We start from the raw sequence: 15,648 nt of genomic DNA on the forward strand, positions 1-15,648 counted from the left end.
AAAGTATAGCTGATGTCAGTTACCTGGTTCGATCAGATCAGGCAACGGGTTTGTCCTTGATGGCCAGCTGCCCGCAGGCAGCGTCGATGTCTTTCCCTCTGCTTCGCCTCACGTTCACCACAACACCCCGATCTTCGAGATAGGCCGAGAACTTATCAAGTGCCTCCGGGTCTGCATTCTTATAAGTGGCTTCAGCAATAGGATTGTATTCTATAATGTTCACCTTACTAGGCACAGCCTTTGTAAACTGGAAAAGCTCTTCAGCATCTTTCAAAGTATCATTGAAGCTATAGAACATGATGTATTCGAAGGTGATTTTGTTCTTCGTTTTTTGATAGAAGTACTGCAACGCCTCTTTCAATGCTTCCAAAGTATTAGACTCATTGATTGGCATGATCTGATTTCGCTTTTCATCGTTAGCTGCATGAAGCGACAACGCCAGGTTAAACTTTACCTCATCGTCGCCCAACTTTTTGATCATTTTGGCAATACCTGCCGTAGAAACAGTGATCCTCTTGGGCGACATACCCAGCCCATCCGGAGACGTTATATACTCCACTGACTTGAGCACGTTGGCATAATTCAGGAGAGGCTCACCCATACCCATATACACTATATTAGTAAGGGGTACATTGTTGGCCTCCCTTGCCTGCTTGTCAATCATAACCACCTGATCATAAATTTCTGCGGGATCCAGATTCCTTTTGCGCTCCATGTAGCCAGTGGCGCAAAACTTACAGGTCAAGGAGCAGCCCACCTGTGAAGACACGCAAGCGGTCATGCGATCATCGGCTGGTATCAACACGCCCTCAATCATGTGACCATCGTGCAAGCGGAAGCCAGATTTGATTGTTCCATCTGATGACATTTGCTTGGTAGCCGTGCTTACAGCCAAAATACTGAAATGCTCCTTCAGCATATCCCTTGTCTTCAACGACAGGTTGGTCATTTCATCAAAAGAAGTGGCAGACTTTTTCCACAGCCATTCACTCACCTGCTTGGCTCTGAAAGCAGGTTCTCCCCATGTTTTAAAAACATCAACGAGCTCTGACGATGAAATTTTCCTGATATCTTGCACTATATGTGGGTATTAAAGCTGTAAAGTTAGCGACTATTAGTTGTTAAGTGGTGCCAGAGGCAAAGGAATTTGGGTTTTAACAAGCCAATGAGATCGAAACGGAATTGATTTGACGACAAACAACAAATCACACAGCTAACCTTCTCTGGGCTTACGAAGTTCCTTCAGCCTGTTTACTTGCTCCCAATAAGTACTACCGGAATTGGCAGCAAGTTGAATGGTTGTGACCATTAAAATTCTTAAATGGAAGACGAAAATTAACCAGGAGACCTTTCAGACTCAAACGAGTTGGCCCGGGCACAAAAGTTTCACTATTATTACTTTTCAATAAGCTTATCACATACTAACTGTTAGAGACTAGTTGGAAGCAATCATTGTTGATGACGAAGCCCCACTGCGAGAGGCACTAAAAGCACTTTTAAAGGTTTCACACCCCGATATCCGAATCACAGGTGAGGCAGATTCAGTTAGTACTGGATTTCAGGTGATCAGCACTAAAAAGCCTGATCTTGTTTTTTTGGATGTCGAAATCAATGAAGGCACGGGATTTGACTTACTCTCAAAGTTTGAGACGATCGACTTCAAAATCATTTTTGTCACGGCGCACAACGAATACGCCATCCGGGCTTTTAAGTTCAGTGCGGTAGACTACCTGCTGAAACCAGTTGATCCAGGCGAACTCAATTATGCAGTATCCAAGGCCAGAGAATCCGTAAAAGCCCATTCCGACAAACTTTCTCTCAAATTATTGCTTGAAAACTCAAGAGATGAGCGTCTGCCCAAAAGGGTGCTGCTGAAGGATCATGATAGCATTCACTTAATTGAAACGGATGAAATTGTGAGGTGTGAGGCTGAGGGAAACTACACTAAGTTCTATTTAGCCAATGGCAAGTTCTTACTTATCTCAAAGACGCTGAAAGATTTTGACAGCCTCTTCTCTTCAAATCAATTCTTTCGTGCACATCAGTCTCACCTGGTTAATCTTAAGTTTTTTCTTCGCCTCGATAAAGCCGATGGGGGTTCAATTGTGCTGAAGGATGGAACGACCCTTCCTGTGGCTACAAGAAAAAAGGAGCATTTGATGGGAAAATTAGCGGCATACACAAAATAGCGAATACTAATTGATAAAGTACTTTTGCTAAAACTTGACTAACAAATAAAAATTTCCCTATTTCATGTCCCGTGTTTTTTGAACTTTTGGATTAGATAATGATAAAATACCTAGAAATGGGTATTTCGAGCGAAATCTGTTGTGGTTACTTTTAGACTTTAGTCACTTATACGAACTGCGTAATTAAACCATTCTTAACTATATAATATATGAGAAGTTTTGTTTCACGCTTAAGGCGTTTGCGAAGCACCCACTTAATATTCCTATTATGTGGGTTGTGGGTCCATGATGCGTCCGCACAGGATGATGGACTTAGTGCCTTTAGCCCCTTACGGTATGGGGCTAAGGTAGGTGCGAACCTAAATCAGTTCAGTCAGACAGGTATGGTCATTGATGTAAACGGTGGTGCCGTTGTTAGCTACCAAGTTTCTGACCTGATCGGTATTCGAGGTGAACTGCTTTATATGGGTATCGGCGGTGGTCTGTCCGACAGAGTTATCGACTGGTCAGCATACGAGGGAAATATCCTGAGTGTCACTTATGAGAATCGATCCAGGTCGATTAAAAATGTTGAATTGCCAGTAATGGCAGCCATTAGCATTCCAACCAATGGAAGTTCCATATCTCCAAAATTTCTGATTGGAGCAAGTTATGGCTATTCAATCGCTTCCTTTGAAACGAGGGATTTGAACTTTACTATGGCTGACGGTTCATTGGCACCTCCTGTTTCAAACACTGTTGAGAATGTTAGCAGTAGCATCCAGAGCCACCAATTTGCTGTACATGGCGGATTTGCGCTGGAGTATGACCTGGGAAATGGGAGCACGTTTTATCAGGAAATTCGTTATCGCTATGGGCTCGACAATATTAACATCGACTTGGGGCGCCCCGGTTTAGGCGGTGAGCTAATCCCATCAACTATCAGCCTGAATTTTGGCTATTTCTTTTAAAGATTTAAAAAAACAAACCTTCATAAAATCATGAAAACAATTAAACTCAATTTTTTACTCGTAATAATGGCGCTGGGTGTGTTCACCTTTACGTCCTGCGAAGATGAATTTACAGAGGAAGACTTCTTCAACAAGCAGGCTGAATTGGCTGCGTCGCAGCAAAGCTTTGACCTTGAGAAACTTATTCTACAATATGAGCTCATGCGTGAGAATGACTCTTTGATGGCGGTATTCTCAAATCAACTTGCTGGTATGCTGAAAGATGAAAATACTGAAGCTTTGCGTCAGGCAGGTCTTTTGGCGTCCTACACACTAACAATTGAAAATCAGGGTGGTGCGCCACTGGAAGGCGTTACCGTTTCAGTTGGAGGCAGTAACCCTGCAGCCCGTGTGGATGCAGTAACTGATGCCACCGGCCAGGTCATTATCAATGATATTGTCATAGGAGCAAGCCCTGTTCAGGTAACTTTGGCAGGCTTCGTTGGCGTTTCTTACATACTGGATTTAGGAACTATTTCCAGCGGTGAAGAATACTTCCAAATTGGAAGCTACATTTATCCATTGGGAAGACATGAGACTACTCGCATCGTTCTGCTTTCAGCAGATGGCGCAAGCGGAACATTTGCCACTGTGAATGGCACAGCAACTATCGAAACTGATCTTACCAACTCGGCATCTGAAGTTCCACAGGATGTGACTATAGTTGCCTATCTCGATGGTACAGATTTCGACTACGAAAGTGCCCAAAATTTTTTCCACTCATCTGTTGATATTTACGACGTAAGGTTTAGCGGTGAGGGAATTGGCTCAGCTATTGTGGACAATACAACAGGTAGGTTCAGCATGTTATTGCCAGCAAATGAAAACGGAATATCATACACACTAATGGTACCTGACGTAACAGCTGACCAAACTATCGTTATTGATACGAGAGACGATTTACCTGTTACTCCAGAACTTGCTACCGTGCCTGCGAGATACGGGCCCGTAAACGGCGGCACGTTCTCCCCATCAATTTCTATTGCTGGTGCCAAAGCTGTATTCCCTGCACCTACGGGCGCTGGAAATGGCGCAAATTTGACGTTTACGGTGGTTCCTAGGGATTTAAATATCGGATTCACTATTGATGGCAATGCAGGTACTACTCCTAACTCTGGAAACGTTGAATTCGACATTATCAGTGACGGTGGTACTGTTCAGATTTCTCCCACAGCTGCTGTAGCAACTGCTACCACCCCTACCACGCCAATTGCGCTTCAGACGTCTATTATTGGCGACCTTGATCTAACGGTTGCTGGTGGTGTTGGCTATACAATTGGTGAAGACTATGACATTACTATTGATGTACTTTCCGGTGCTACAGTTCTTCAGACTGTTACGGTAACTGAAACCGCAGTGGATGATGGTACTGGAAACGGCGTTCTGCCAACCATAGACGAAACCGGAGGAAATATCCTTACCAATGGCAGTGATAACCTTAACGCTTTCGGTGTAACTGGCTATCAAGTTACTGTAGTAGAGGTAGCTCCTGCCGTTGCTCCGACCACAGCTGCAACAATTACAGTTACTTGCGACTGTAGAGTAGATGCTATTCAAACGACTACTACAGGCGTTGGATATTCAGCCGGGATCACTGGAATAACTTTTGCTGGAGGTGGCACAGGAGCTGCTTTGCCAGTTGTAGACGTGGTAGCAACCGGGTTTGAATACACTATAGCTATCGACAATACTGGTATTACTGTACCCTACACTATTCTACCCGATGTAAACTGGTATAACACAACCGTTGCAAGCTTCCCAGACGCTAGCGCAACTGACACAGATGTGATTTCCTACACTGAGGCCGGAACTGGACTATCAGGCAATCTTGACGACCTGCTTGGAATTAATGGAACCGGTGGTCTTGCATTAACCAGGACGGTAACAAATCTGAGAACAGGATTCTCCTATGCTGCTCCGGTTCTTGAGATTGTTGAGCCAATGGCTATGATGGCTTCGGCTGATGTTGATATCAATTCAGATGGAACCATTGGCGGCCTATTCAACGAAGATGGTGGTATGGGTTACACTGGAGTATTCGGCGTAACAATCATGCCTACTCTGGCAACCTCTCCTGGAACAGGCGCCGCCGTGCAATTGTTTGATTTCACAACTCAGGGAACCAGAGAGGTTCAGTGGAGCACTAACTGGACAGTAACTGACAAAGGCTCCGGCTATTTGGAAGAGTTGAACAACAGCGCTTTTGGAGCCTACTCCGGACCTACCAGCGTTTATGCCATTTCTGGCGAAGTATTTGAGTTGACAGTTAAATATGGTTCAGGTATGCGCTTGCAAAACGTGAATCAATGACTGGACGATGATCTATAAACACTTAAACCCCGGCAATTGTCGGGGTTTTCTTTTTGTCTTTTCTGGGATGAGTAGATTAAAGGATAGCAGGATTCTTCATCTGACTTGCCCTTCTTCCGACTACTAAAGGTTGAACTGGCCTCGCTCAAGTCGCAAACCACTCACTAAACACCTTGCAAATCATTTACCGGGCTCTCGTGCAAATGTGGCCTTGCTCTTCAAAAGGAAAACCATATCTTCATTCCACAAAAATTGATATGCACCTACTTACCCTTATTTCAGAAAGGATTGATGCGCTGAATGAATACGCAGGAAGGCTTATCTCCTGGCTTGCCGGGGTTATGGTCGTTGTCTTTTGCTTCGATGTAGCAATGAGGTATATTTTTAATGTCAGCTTTGCCTCTGTGTTTGAGCTGGAATGGCATTTTTTCGCAGCCATCTTTCTAATTGGCGCTGGCTACACACTCAAGCACGACAAGCACGTAAGAGTTGATGTGTTTTATGGAGAAATGTCGCCTAAGAAACAGGCATACGTCAACTTACTCGGCGTGCTACTCTTTCTCCTTCCAATTTGTATTGTGATCATCAAAATATCACTTCTGTTTGTTTACAATTCCTGGATCATCAGAGAAAATTCTCCTGACCCGGGGGGCCTTCCTGCCCGCTACATCATTAAAGCATTTATCCCAATCGGCTTCTTTCTACTATTCCTCCAGGGTGTTTCGTTGGCTATCAAATCACTCGTCACCATTTTGAATCCATCAAAAAACGAAGACAATGAATGAAGTTTGGGCGCTGATACTGTTTGGTCTGATATTCATTTTTATTCTTTGGGGATTTCCAGTGGCATTTACACTGGGTGGCCTTTCAGTAATTTTTGGTCTTATTTTTTTCGATGCCGACTTCTTTTACCTGGTTGCATTGAGGATTTATGGAACCATGAACAACTTTGTTCTCATAGCTGTGCCCTTGTTCGTTTTTATGGGAATTATGCTGGAGAAATCCGGCCTGGCAGAAAGCCTCCTCGAGACCATGGCACTTATTTTTGGGAAGTTCAAAGGAGGACTGGCGGTAGCGGTTGTGCTGGTGGGTGCCATGCTGGCAGCCTCCACAGGGATTGTTGGGGCTACTGTCATTACGATGGGCCTTATCAGTCTCCCAACCATGCTCAAGCGAGGGTTTAGTCCTGAGCTGGCCACAGGCACCATTGCCTCAGCTGGCACCTTGGGTCAAATTATTCCGCCATCAGTGGTTTTAGTGTTGCTGGGCAGTGTGCTCAACGTCTCCGTTGGGGATCTCTTCACCGCTGCCGTTGTGCCTGGCGTTGCACTGGTTTTTTGCTACCTGGCTTTCATAGTGGTGTATGCCATTGTCAAACCCAACAAGGCACCGGGTATGCCGGAAGAGGAAATCAGGGCCTTCAGAGAAAAGGGAATAACCGGGCAGGTTATAAAAGCTTTCGTACTTCCTCTCCTGCTGATTGTAGCTGTGTTGGGATCCATTTTTGCGGGCATTGCGTCTCCTACTGAAGCTGCTGGAGTTGGTGCTCTTGGCGCCACATTGCTCACCGTTATGTCTGGCAAATTCAACCTTGACGTATTGAAGGGCGTGATGAGAGAAACAACCCACCTCACCACAATGGTCTTTACAATCCTCATTGGCGCAACCGCATTTTCGCTGGTTTTCAGGGCATTAGGGGGCGACCGATTCCTTATTCAACTCATTGAGAATTCCGACTTGTCTGTTAGTGCGTTCTTGTTTGTGGTGATGCTCGCCGTGTTTGTCGCCGGCTTTTTTATCGACTTTATCGAGATCATCTTCATCATCGTGCCAGTGGTGGCACCAATATTTGCCAAGCTGGGAGTTGACCTTGTATGGGTGGGGATATTGCTGGCCCTCAACCTGCAAACTTCTTTCCTCACGCCACCTTTTGGTTTCTCACTGTTCTACCTGAAAGGAGTAGCACCAAAACATATCACCACCGGGCAATTATATAGAGGAATTGTTCCTTTTGTATTGATACAGCTAGTATTTCTTCTGCTTGTCGTTCTCTTTCCGGAGATTGTCTCCTTTTTACCAGATCTGCTCAAAAAGTAGGCAACAACAGTCCTATTGGCCTAGCACATCATTATAAAAAGCTCGTTCGCTAATATCTGACCAGGGTTTCACCTGATCTCGAAACGTTGTAAAGCTGTCGTATACTTTTTTAATGACAGGATCGCTTTGCGCCATATCACCAAGCATCACATCACTTATTTTCTTTAGCTCCCTCAAAATCACATCAGGAAGTTTTCTGATATCCGTTCCCTCTTCCTCCCGGAGCTTTTTAAGGTACAAACTGTTCTTTGCGTCAAACTCAGCAAGCATCCATTCATTGAGCTTAGACGCCCCTGCCCGCACTATTTCTTTCAGGTCTGTTGGAAGTGCCTCAAATTTGTCTTTGTTCACCATCTGCTCCAGCACCGAGCCTGGCTCATGCCAACCTGGATAATAGTAGTGCTTAGCCACTCTCTGAAATCCCATGAGGTAGTCATGATAGGGGCCAATCCATTCGGCAGCATCGATCACACCTCTTTCAAGGTTGCTGTAAATTTCGCCCCCAGCCTGCAGCACCGATGTGCCTCCAGCCTCCGACAACACCTTCCCGCCCAGCCCGGGAATCCTCATTTTCAGGCCTTTCAGGTCGTCCATTGTATTCAGCTCCCGGTTGAACCAGCCCGCCATTTGCACGCCGGTATTCCCGGCGATCATGGGCACCAGCCTGAAGGGGTCATACAGTTCCTCCCACAACGCTATGGCCCCGCTGCTAATGATCCACGCATTCATCTGCTGGGCGTTCATCCCAAATGGAACTGCGGCGAAAAACTGGGCAGCCGGTACTTTTCCTGCCCAGTAATAGGAGGCACCATGGCCTATCTCTACGGCACCACTGCTTACGGCATCAAAAACTTCCAGCGCCGGAACCAGCTCGCCTCCGCCATAAACTTTGATTTTAAGGCGACCACCGCTCATGGTTTCCACCCATTTCGACATCATCACGCAGCCCTCACCCACTACAGGAAAATTTGGAGGCCAGGTGGTGACCATTTTCCACTCAAACGACTTGTTAAAATTGATGTATGGAGTTTCAATCTGCTTCTTTTCCTCAGTGCAGGCAGAAAGCATTCCGGCCGTGCCACCAGCCAGCCCCAATCCGCCTTTCACTAAAAACTTCCGTCTATTGATTTCCATTCTTTTGGGATTTGGACAACTCTTCCAGCTTCTCAGTAAGCGTATCTAGTTTCTTCTCAACCTCCATCAACTTATCATGCACCCGATTAACGTTCACCTGAATATCTTCATCCTCAATAAAATAGTCAGTAATCGTTGCAATCATGGTAGCACCAATGATCATCCCTGCAAAAATAAGAACGACAGAAAGCACCTTTCCTTCAGGCGTCACGGGTGGAATATCCTGCAGAAAGCCAACTGTCATAGTCGTAATTGTTGTCCACCACAGGGAGTCAGTGAACGTGGAGATATGAGGGTTGGCATTTCTCTCCGCATGATAAAAACTGATCGTGAAAAGCAATACCACGACAACATTAAGAATGACCACATTCCGGAAGGTGCTGAAAGAGGTTTTTCTATTAAAAAACTGAAAAACATACTTCGCTGACCTAAGTACCCTCAAAAGCTTAAAAATCTTGAAAATTCTCGCCGCCCGAAGGAAGCCTACAGTTGGTATGGAAGCAACAAAGTCTATCCAATTGTTGGCAACAAATTTCCACTTGTTCTCAGCCTTCCAAAGACCCTTGAAAAAGTCGTACAGGAAAATCATACATATGCTGAAGTCGACATAATATGTTATATCGTCTACCAGCGGAGTATACTCTGTGACTGAGCTCACGTACAACTCCACCACCACATACAGTGACAGCCAAAGCAAAACTTTTTCAAATTTCGTCGCCTTGGGTGGCTGCTCTAAATTATCCTCTGCTACCGATTCCATTCAAGATTTCTATTTCGGCCTGAAAATAAGAAATAAAGAATGGAATTGGTATTACATTTTTATGAAGCTTGAATACGCCAAATTGTCTGAAAAGTCCACGGATGATTTGGTTTTTCTGTCATTTTGACCTAAAAATAATCCTATTGCGGCCTGGTTCGGTATTTGACCGATGGATAAGCACAAAAGAAAAAGAGATGAACTTCAATAACTACACTATAAAATCACAGGAGGCTGTTCAAAAGGCGGCCGAGGTCGCTCAAAGTTATGAGCAGCAGGCTATAGAGCCAGCGCATCTACTCAAAGCAATCATGTCGACAGATGAGAATGTTATGCCTTTTCTTTTGAAGAAATTAGGCATCAACAGGCTAAATCTGAACGAGAAAATTGAGGAAATAATAAACTCCTACCCTAAGGTGTCCGGATCACAACCCTATCTCTCCAATGAATCGGCAGCGGCGCTACAGAAGGCAACCAGCTATTTAAAAGAGTTTGGGGACGAGTTTGTAGCGGTTGAGCATATCATTCTTGGGTTACTTGGTAGCAAGGATAAAATTGCAACTGCGATGAAGTCGGCTGGGTTTGCAGAGAAGGAAATGAAGTTGGCCATCAAGGAACTCAGGGGTGGCAACACTGTAACAGATCAAAACGCCGAAGCAAAGTATAAATCGCTGGAGAGGTATTCGAAAAACCTCAACGAAATGGCCCGCCAGGGCAAGATAGATCCGGTGATCGGACGGGACGAAGAGATCAGAAGGGTGCTGCAAATCCTTTCCAGAAGGACTAAGAATAATCCAATACTATTGGGTGAGCCGGGGGTGGGTAAAACCGCCATTGTTGAAGGGATGGCTCAAAGAATTGTGGACGGTGACGTGCCGGAAAACCTGAAGGAGAAAGTCCTTATCTCCCTGGATATGGGATTACTCGTGGCTGGCGCTAAATACAAGGGTGAGTTTGAAGAGCGGCTAAAAGCAGTGATCAAAGAAGTGATCGACAGCGACGGCGAAATTATCCTCTTCATAGACGAAATACATACCCTAGTCGGCGCCGGTGGCGGAGGCGAGGGCGCCATGGACGCTGCCAACCTGCTGAAGCCGGCACTGGCACGAGGAGAGCTCCATGCCATCGGAGCCACAACGCTAAAAGAATATCAAAAGTACATTGAGAAAGACAAAGCCCTTGAAAGAAGGTTCCAGGCGGTTGTGGTAGACGAACCGTCTGTAGTGGACGCCATATCGATCCTCCGGGGCATAAAGGACAAATACGAGCTGCACCACGGCGTTCGGATAAAAGACGACGCTGTGATAGCCGCTGTTGAGCTTTCAAGCAGGTATATCTCTGATAGGTTTCTGCCCGACAAGGCCATTGACCTAATGGATGAGGCCGCTTCAAAACTTCGGATTGAAATTGATTCACTTCCTGAGGAACTGGATGAGCTGAACAGGCGCATTATGCAGCTGGAAATCGAAAGGGAGGCCATTCGGCGGGAAAAAGACAAGGAGAAGGAAAAAGAGCTTTCAAGAACGATTGCCGACTTAAGCGAGCAAAGAGATGCACTGAAGGCCAGGTGGCAGCATGAAAAGTCTGTGATTCAGGGCATTCAGCATGAAAAGGAAGCCATCGAAAAATACAAGCTGGAGGCAGAGCAAGCCGAAAGAAGTGGCGACTATGGGCGGGTAGCCGAGATTCGCTATGGGAAAATTGTAGAGAGCGAAGAAAAGCTCAAAAAATTCCAGGAGCAGCTAAAGGAGCTTCAGGGAGGAAATTCGCTTTTGAAAGAAGAAGTTGAGGCCGAGGACATTGCTGAAATAGTCGGTAAATGGACAGGTATACCCGTAAGCAAGATGCTTCAGAGCGACCGGGACAAACTTTTGAAGCTGGAAGAAGAACTTGGAAAAAGAGTGGCCGGACAAAGTGAAGCCATTGAGGCGGTGGCCGATGCTGTCAGGCGAAGTCGTGCCGGTCTTCAGGATCCTAAGCGGCCTATAGGTTCGTTTATCTTCATGGGTACGACTGGTGTTGGTAAGACCGAGCTGGCAAAGGCACTGGCCGAGTACCTGTTCAATGACGACAACGCTATGGTAAGAATAGACATGAGTGAGTACCAGGAACGCCATGCTGTGAGCAGGCTTATTGGAGCTCCTCCGGGATATGTGGGCTACGATGAGGGAGGTCAGCTGACAGAAGCAGTGAGGAGAAAACCATACTCAGTCATCCTTCTGGACGAAATTGAGAAGGCGCACCCCGATGTGTTCAACATCCTGCTACAAGTGCTTGACGATGGAAGGCTTACCGACAACAAAGGAAGAGTGGCCAATTTCAAGAACACCATCATCATCATGACCACCAATATTGGATCCGGCATTATTCAGGAGGCATTTGACACCATGGACGACTCGAACAGAGAAGCCACTTTGGCGGAAGTGAAAAAGAATGTGTTTGACCTTTTGAAAAAATCTGTGAGGCCAGAGTTCCTCAACAGGATCGACGAGACCATTCTTTTCGAGCCGTTGAATAAGAAGGACATTAGAAAAATTGTCGAAATCCAGTTTAAGCTGATTCAGAGGAGACTGGAAGAAAACGGTATAAAACTGGAGGCTTCGGCAGACGTACTGGATTACCTTGGCGAAATGGGCTTTGATCCTCAGTTTGGTGCCAGGCCATTGAAGCGGGTGATGCAACGAATGATCCTCAATGAGCTGTCGAAGCAGATTCTTGCCGGCAAGGTACAAAAGGACTCAGTCATAGGAGTGTCGCTCAACGACAACCGGGAGATTGAGTTTATTAACCTGGATGAAGTCAAGATTTAGCCGTGGTTGATCTGAAATAAAAAAAGTAAAGGGAAGTCAGTTAACAACTGCTTCCCTTTTTTTATATTCTTATAGCTGGATCAAAAGACCTTGAAGATCTATACAAAGGTATCCAGCTCACTTTGACCTAAACGATCAACATCAGCATACATCTTTCTCATGTAAGAAAAATAAAAAAAGGAGCACATTTCTGTACTCCTTCCCTTTGCAACGGTTTACACTTTTACTTCTTTTTCTTCTCAAAGTCTAAAACAACCGGAGTTGCAATAAACAAAGAGGAGTATGTTCCTATCAAAATACCAATCAATAGGGTAAAAGAGAACCCTTTGAGGACTGCTCCACCAAACAAGAAAAGAATCAACACCACGAAAAGGGTGGTAGCAGAAGTGATTGTAGTTCTGCTTATTGTTTCGTTCAATGCCAGGTTAAACACTGTTTTGTTATCGCTTGACGGTCTCAATTGCATATTCTCCCTCACCCGGTCAAACACTACAACGGTATCGTTAATTGAATAACCGATCAGCGTCAACATGGCTGCTATAAATACCTGATCAACCTCGAAAGAAAGGCCGAACAAGTTCGCAATTGCCAAAGCCGCCAACACAAAGAGTACGTCGTGGAATAGCGCTACGAGGGCGCCAAGGCCAAATTGCCATTTCCTGAACCGTATCAGTATGTAAAGGAAGATGGTAATCAGAGCGAAAATCACTGACTCCGTAGACGAGGCCTTTATGTCATCTGCAATTGTTGCACCTACTTTCGAGGAGCTCGAAATTGCAAAATGTGTATCGTCCACTTTACTATCGTCCTCGGTGTATTGGAACCCGGTGATGCTACTCACACCGCTGATCAAAGCTTCCCTCACTTGCAAGTCGGCTTCGTCCGATTCATTATTGATCAAAAAGCTTGTAGTAATTTTCAGCACATTGTCACCGCCGTACCACTTCACTTCTGTGCTCTGCCCATCAAAGGAGTCTGACAGCTTCACTTTCATCTCTGATGGCGTCTGGGGAGAAGCGAACGACACAATGTAGGAGCGCCCGCCAGTGAAATCAACACCCATGCTTAGGCCTCCTTTGATAATAAAAGCTACTATACCCAGCGCAATGAACGTGCCTGAGAAAATGTAAGCCAAACGCCTTTTTCCTATGAAATCCACTTTTGTATCCTGTAGGAAGTTCTTCGAAAGAGGTGAGTCAAAGCTAATCTTACTCTCATCACCTTTCTTAGACCACCACTCCACAATTACTCTTGTGATGAATACGGCCGAGAAGAACGAACAAACAATACCGATCATCAGCGTGATGGCAAAACCTTTCACTGGTCCCTGGCCCAACGTATAAAGGATAAGACCAGTAAGGAAGGTGGTAGCGTTGGAGTCAATGATAGAGCTGTAAGCCTTTTCATAACCCCCAGAGATTGCCTGCTTAATAGAGGCACCGCCTCTTAGCTCCTCACGAATCCTTTCAAAGATCAACACGTTGGCGTCAATCGCCATACCAATGGTAAGCACTATACCCGCAATACCCGGAAGGGTGAGTGAGGCACTTAGCTGGGCCAAAATCCCAAGTATGAAGAACACGTTGAAGGCAAGTGCTAGGTTGGCGATGAAACCACCCTTGGCATAATAAGCCACCATGAAGATGATCACAATGGCCAAACCAGCCACAATTGATATGATTCCCTGCTGCTGAGCCTCTTTACCAAGCGTCGGCCCAATTACTACGTCTTCCACGATAGTCGTTGGTGCTGGAAGTGTACCGGCCTTTAGCACATTGGCCAAATCCTTGGCTTCCTCCAGTGTAAATGTGCCGGTAATAGAAGAGCTACCGTTAGGTATTTCACCCTGCACCATTGGCGCTGAATAAACGTAATTGTCAAGTACAATGGCAATCCGCCGATTGATGTTCTCGCTGGTAAGCTTTCTCCAGGCTTTTGCCCCTGTAGCATTCATTTGCATGCTCACAGCCGGCCTGGCGCTTTGATCCAGGTCCTGACGGGCATCCGTGATTACTTCGCCGGTAAGAGGGGCTCTGCCACCTCTGCTCGTTTTTACTGCGTATAGCTCCAGAAGTTCCTCGGTTGAAAATTCGTCGATTTGCGTCGGTTTTACTGCCCAAAGAAATTTCATCGTTGAAGGAATCATGCCCTGCACGTCTTTGCGCTCAAAAATGCGGTTGATTTTGGCAGTGTCCTTCACATCATACATCAGCCCATAACCACCTTTCATCAAGCTGAAAAGTGGTGACTGTCCGCTCGACAGCGCTGATATGTCAGAGGTATCTGACTCCAACTGAGCAGCCAAATCTGTAGAATCGTCAGCCGTTGAGTCAGAAAGTAAGTCAGCCAGGTCATTTGATGCAGTGGTTGACTCTGCGGCGCTCGAGTCTGGATAAACAGTTACTTCAGCATTCTTTGCTTTCTCATCGTCAACAACCAGCTGATTGATAGCCGAAAGTGTGCTGAAAATGTCATTGACTTCATTTACTTCCCAAAACTCAAGCTGCGCAACACCCTGTAAAAGCTTGCGAACCCTTTCAGGGTTATCAACTCCGGGTAATTCTATCTGAATGCGGCCTGTGCCCGGCAGTCTCTGAATATTTGGCTGCGATGTTCCAAACCTGTCGATACGAGTACGCAGAATCTGAAAAGAACGATCAATTGCATTTTCAACTTCGAAATTGATGATTTCCAGCACCTCTTCGTCAGTAGACTGAAGGCTGATGCGCCCCCTATTTGCTGCATTGGCAAAAATATAGCTTAGCTTTTGACCGGGAGCATTCCGCTGATAGGCAGCATAGAACTCGGGAACAAAGCTGGCCTGAGACGTCAGGGTTACCTGTCTCGCCTCATTCAGTGATGTGATGAAAGCTGGATCCTTGCTATCACCGCTCAGCCCCTTTACAATCTCAATCGGCGACACCTCAAGGGTTACGTGCATACCTCCCTGAAGGTCAAGGCCGAGGTTTAATTCAGTCTCCTTTATTTCTTTGTATGTGAATTCAATACCCAAAAAATTGTAGACTGGCTCATTCCAAACCGAATCCAGGTACTGTTGTTTTTTGGTAAAATTAATTGTCCCAGAGGCGTCGGTCGCATACTGCTCAGCCTTGCGCTGTACTCCCTTCGACACGAATGTGAAGGAGAGGTAATAGATACATAGTAAGGAAACAACTACGGTAAGTAGTATTATTCCACCTTTATTTTTCATGAGTGTTATGTTTATTTTTCAGTAGTTTATTTAATCGCTCATCACCATGCCGCACAAAATTCCTCTGCTTTTTACGTGATTAGCCCTAAAGGCTATTTCGTGGGCAGTATGTATGAGATCATCAGCAGGCCAGACTCGGCCTTACAGGGAA

10 protein-coding genes are annotated in these 15,648 nt (G+C 45.6%); 6 read left to right on the forward strand and 4 right to left on the reverse strand.

The genetic code is table 11. From position 1 onward, the window contains the following. Positions 1-37 precede the first annotated feature (37 nt). The gene (gene rlmN, locus RIF36_RS05635) at positions 38-1,081 is read right to left on the reverse strand and encodes a dual-specificity RNA methyltransferase RlmN (RefSeq protein WP_350126657.1); all 1,044 of its coding nucleotides are present in this window, start codon (positions 1,079-1,081) and stop codon (positions 38-40) included. A gap of 358 nt (positions 1,082-1,439) precedes the next feature. Between rlmN and RIF36_RS05640 the strand changes: the two genes are divergently transcribed. The 5 genes from RIF36_RS05640 (at position 1,440) to RIF36_RS05660 (ending at position 7,585) form a co-directional block, all read left to right on the forward strand. Continuing rightward, on the forward strand, positions 1,440-2,189 hold the full coding sequence (locus RIF36_RS05640; protein ID WP_350126116.1) for a LytR/AlgR family response regulator transcription factor: 750 nt from the start codon (positions 1,440-1,442) through the stop codon (positions 2,187-2,189). A gap of 209 nt (positions 2,190-2,398) precedes the next feature. Beyond that, positions 2,399-3,139, forward strand: a complete 741-nt coding sequence (locus tag RIF36_RS05645; RefSeq protein ID WP_350126119.1) for an outer membrane beta-barrel protein — start codon at positions 2,399-2,401, stop codon at positions 3,137-3,139. Between the two features lie 30 nt (positions 3,140-3,169). Further along, positions 3,170-5,488, forward strand: coding sequence for a hypothetical protein (locus RIF36_RS05650; RefSeq protein ID WP_350126121.1), 2,319 nt, complete (start codon positions 3,170-3,172; stop codon positions 5,486-5,488). Positions 5,489-5,745: 257 nt separating this feature from the next. After that, positions 5,746-6,273 carry a TRAP transporter small permease subunit gene (locus RIF36_RS05655; protein WP_350126124.1) on the forward strand — a complete coding sequence of 176 codons (528 nt, stop codon included), beginning with the start codon at positions 5,746-5,748 and terminating at the stop codon, positions 6,271-6,273. Continuing rightward, entirely contained in the window at positions 6,266-7,585 is a 1,320-nt protein-coding gene (locus RIF36_RS05660) for a TRAP transporter large permease (protein WP_350126127.1), read from the forward strand. The genes RIF36_RS05655 and RIF36_RS05660 overlap by 8 nt, the downstream gene beginning before the upstream one ends. A gap of 12 nt (positions 7,586-7,597) precedes the next feature. Here RIF36_RS05660 and RIF36_RS05665 read toward each other — a convergent pair whose 3' ends face one another. Next, positions 7,598-8,719, reverse strand: coding sequence for a TRAP transporter substrate-binding protein (locus RIF36_RS05665; RefSeq protein ID WP_350126130.1), 1,122 nt, complete (start codon positions 8,717-8,719; stop codon positions 7,598-7,600). Next, the gene (locus RIF36_RS05670; RefSeq protein WP_350078310.1) at positions 8,706-9,479 is read right to left on the reverse strand and encodes an ion transporter; all 774 of its coding nucleotides are present in this window, start codon (positions 9,477-9,479) and stop codon (positions 8,706-8,708) included. Before RIF36_RS05670 ends, RIF36_RS05665 begins: the two co-directional genes overlap by 14 nt. A 194-nt stretch (positions 9,480-9,673) precedes the next feature. On the opposite strand from RIF36_RS05670, the gene clpB reads away from it, so the two are divergent. Next, positions 9,674-12,286, forward strand: coding sequence for an ATP-dependent chaperone ClpB (gene clpB, locus RIF36_RS05675; RefSeq protein WP_350126133.1), 2,613 nt, complete (start codon positions 9,674-9,676; stop codon positions 12,284-12,286). 223 nt (positions 12,287-12,509) lie between these two features. Here clpB and secDF read toward each other — a convergent pair whose 3' ends face one another. Beyond that, positions 12,510-15,497: a protein translocase subunit SecDF gene (gene secDF, locus RIF36_RS05680; protein ID WP_350126136.1), complete on the reverse strand. Its 2,988-nt coding sequence runs from the start codon at positions 15,495-15,497 to the stop codon at positions 12,510-12,512. Positions 15,498-15,648: the final 151 nt, after the last annotated feature.

The organism is Imperialibacter sp. (assembly GCF_040222815.1).
Lineage (GTDB): Bacteria > Bacteroidota > Bacteroidia > Cytophagales > Cyclobacteriaceae > Imperialibacter.

Excerpts from the sequence above, each read along its gene's own strand:
- RIF36_RS05645 (WP_350126119.1), top strand. The coding sequence starts at position 2,399 with ATGAGAAGTTTTGTTTCACGCTTAAGGCGTTTGCGAAGCACCCACTTA.
- RIF36_RS05670 (WP_350078310.1), bottom strand. The coding sequence starts at position 9,479 with ATGGAATCGGTAGCAGAGGATAATTTAGAGCAGCCACCCAAGGCGACG.
- RIF36_RS05665 (WP_350126130.1), bottom strand. The coding sequence starts at position 8,719 with ATGGAAATCAATAGACGGAAGTTTTTAGTGAAAGGCGGATTGGGGCTG.
- secDF (WP_350126136.1), bottom strand. The coding sequence starts at position 15,497 with ATGAAAAATAAAGGTGGAATAATACTACTTACCGTAGTTGTTTCCTTA.
- clpB (WP_350126133.1), top strand. The coding sequence starts at position 9,674 with ATGAACTTCAATAACTACACTATAAAATCACAGGAGGCTGTTCAAAAG.
- RIF36_RS05660 (WP_350126127.1), top strand. The coding sequence starts at position 6,266 with ATGAATGAAGTTTGGGCGCTGATACTGTTTGGTCTGATATTCATTTTT.
- RIF36_RS05650 (WP_350126121.1), top strand. The coding sequence starts at position 3,170 with ATGAAAACAATTAAACTCAATTTTTTACTCGTAATAATGGCGCTGGGT.
- RIF36_RS05655 (WP_350126124.1), top strand. The coding sequence starts at position 5,746 with ATGCACCTACTTACCCTTATTTCAGAAAGGATTGATGCGCTGAATGAA.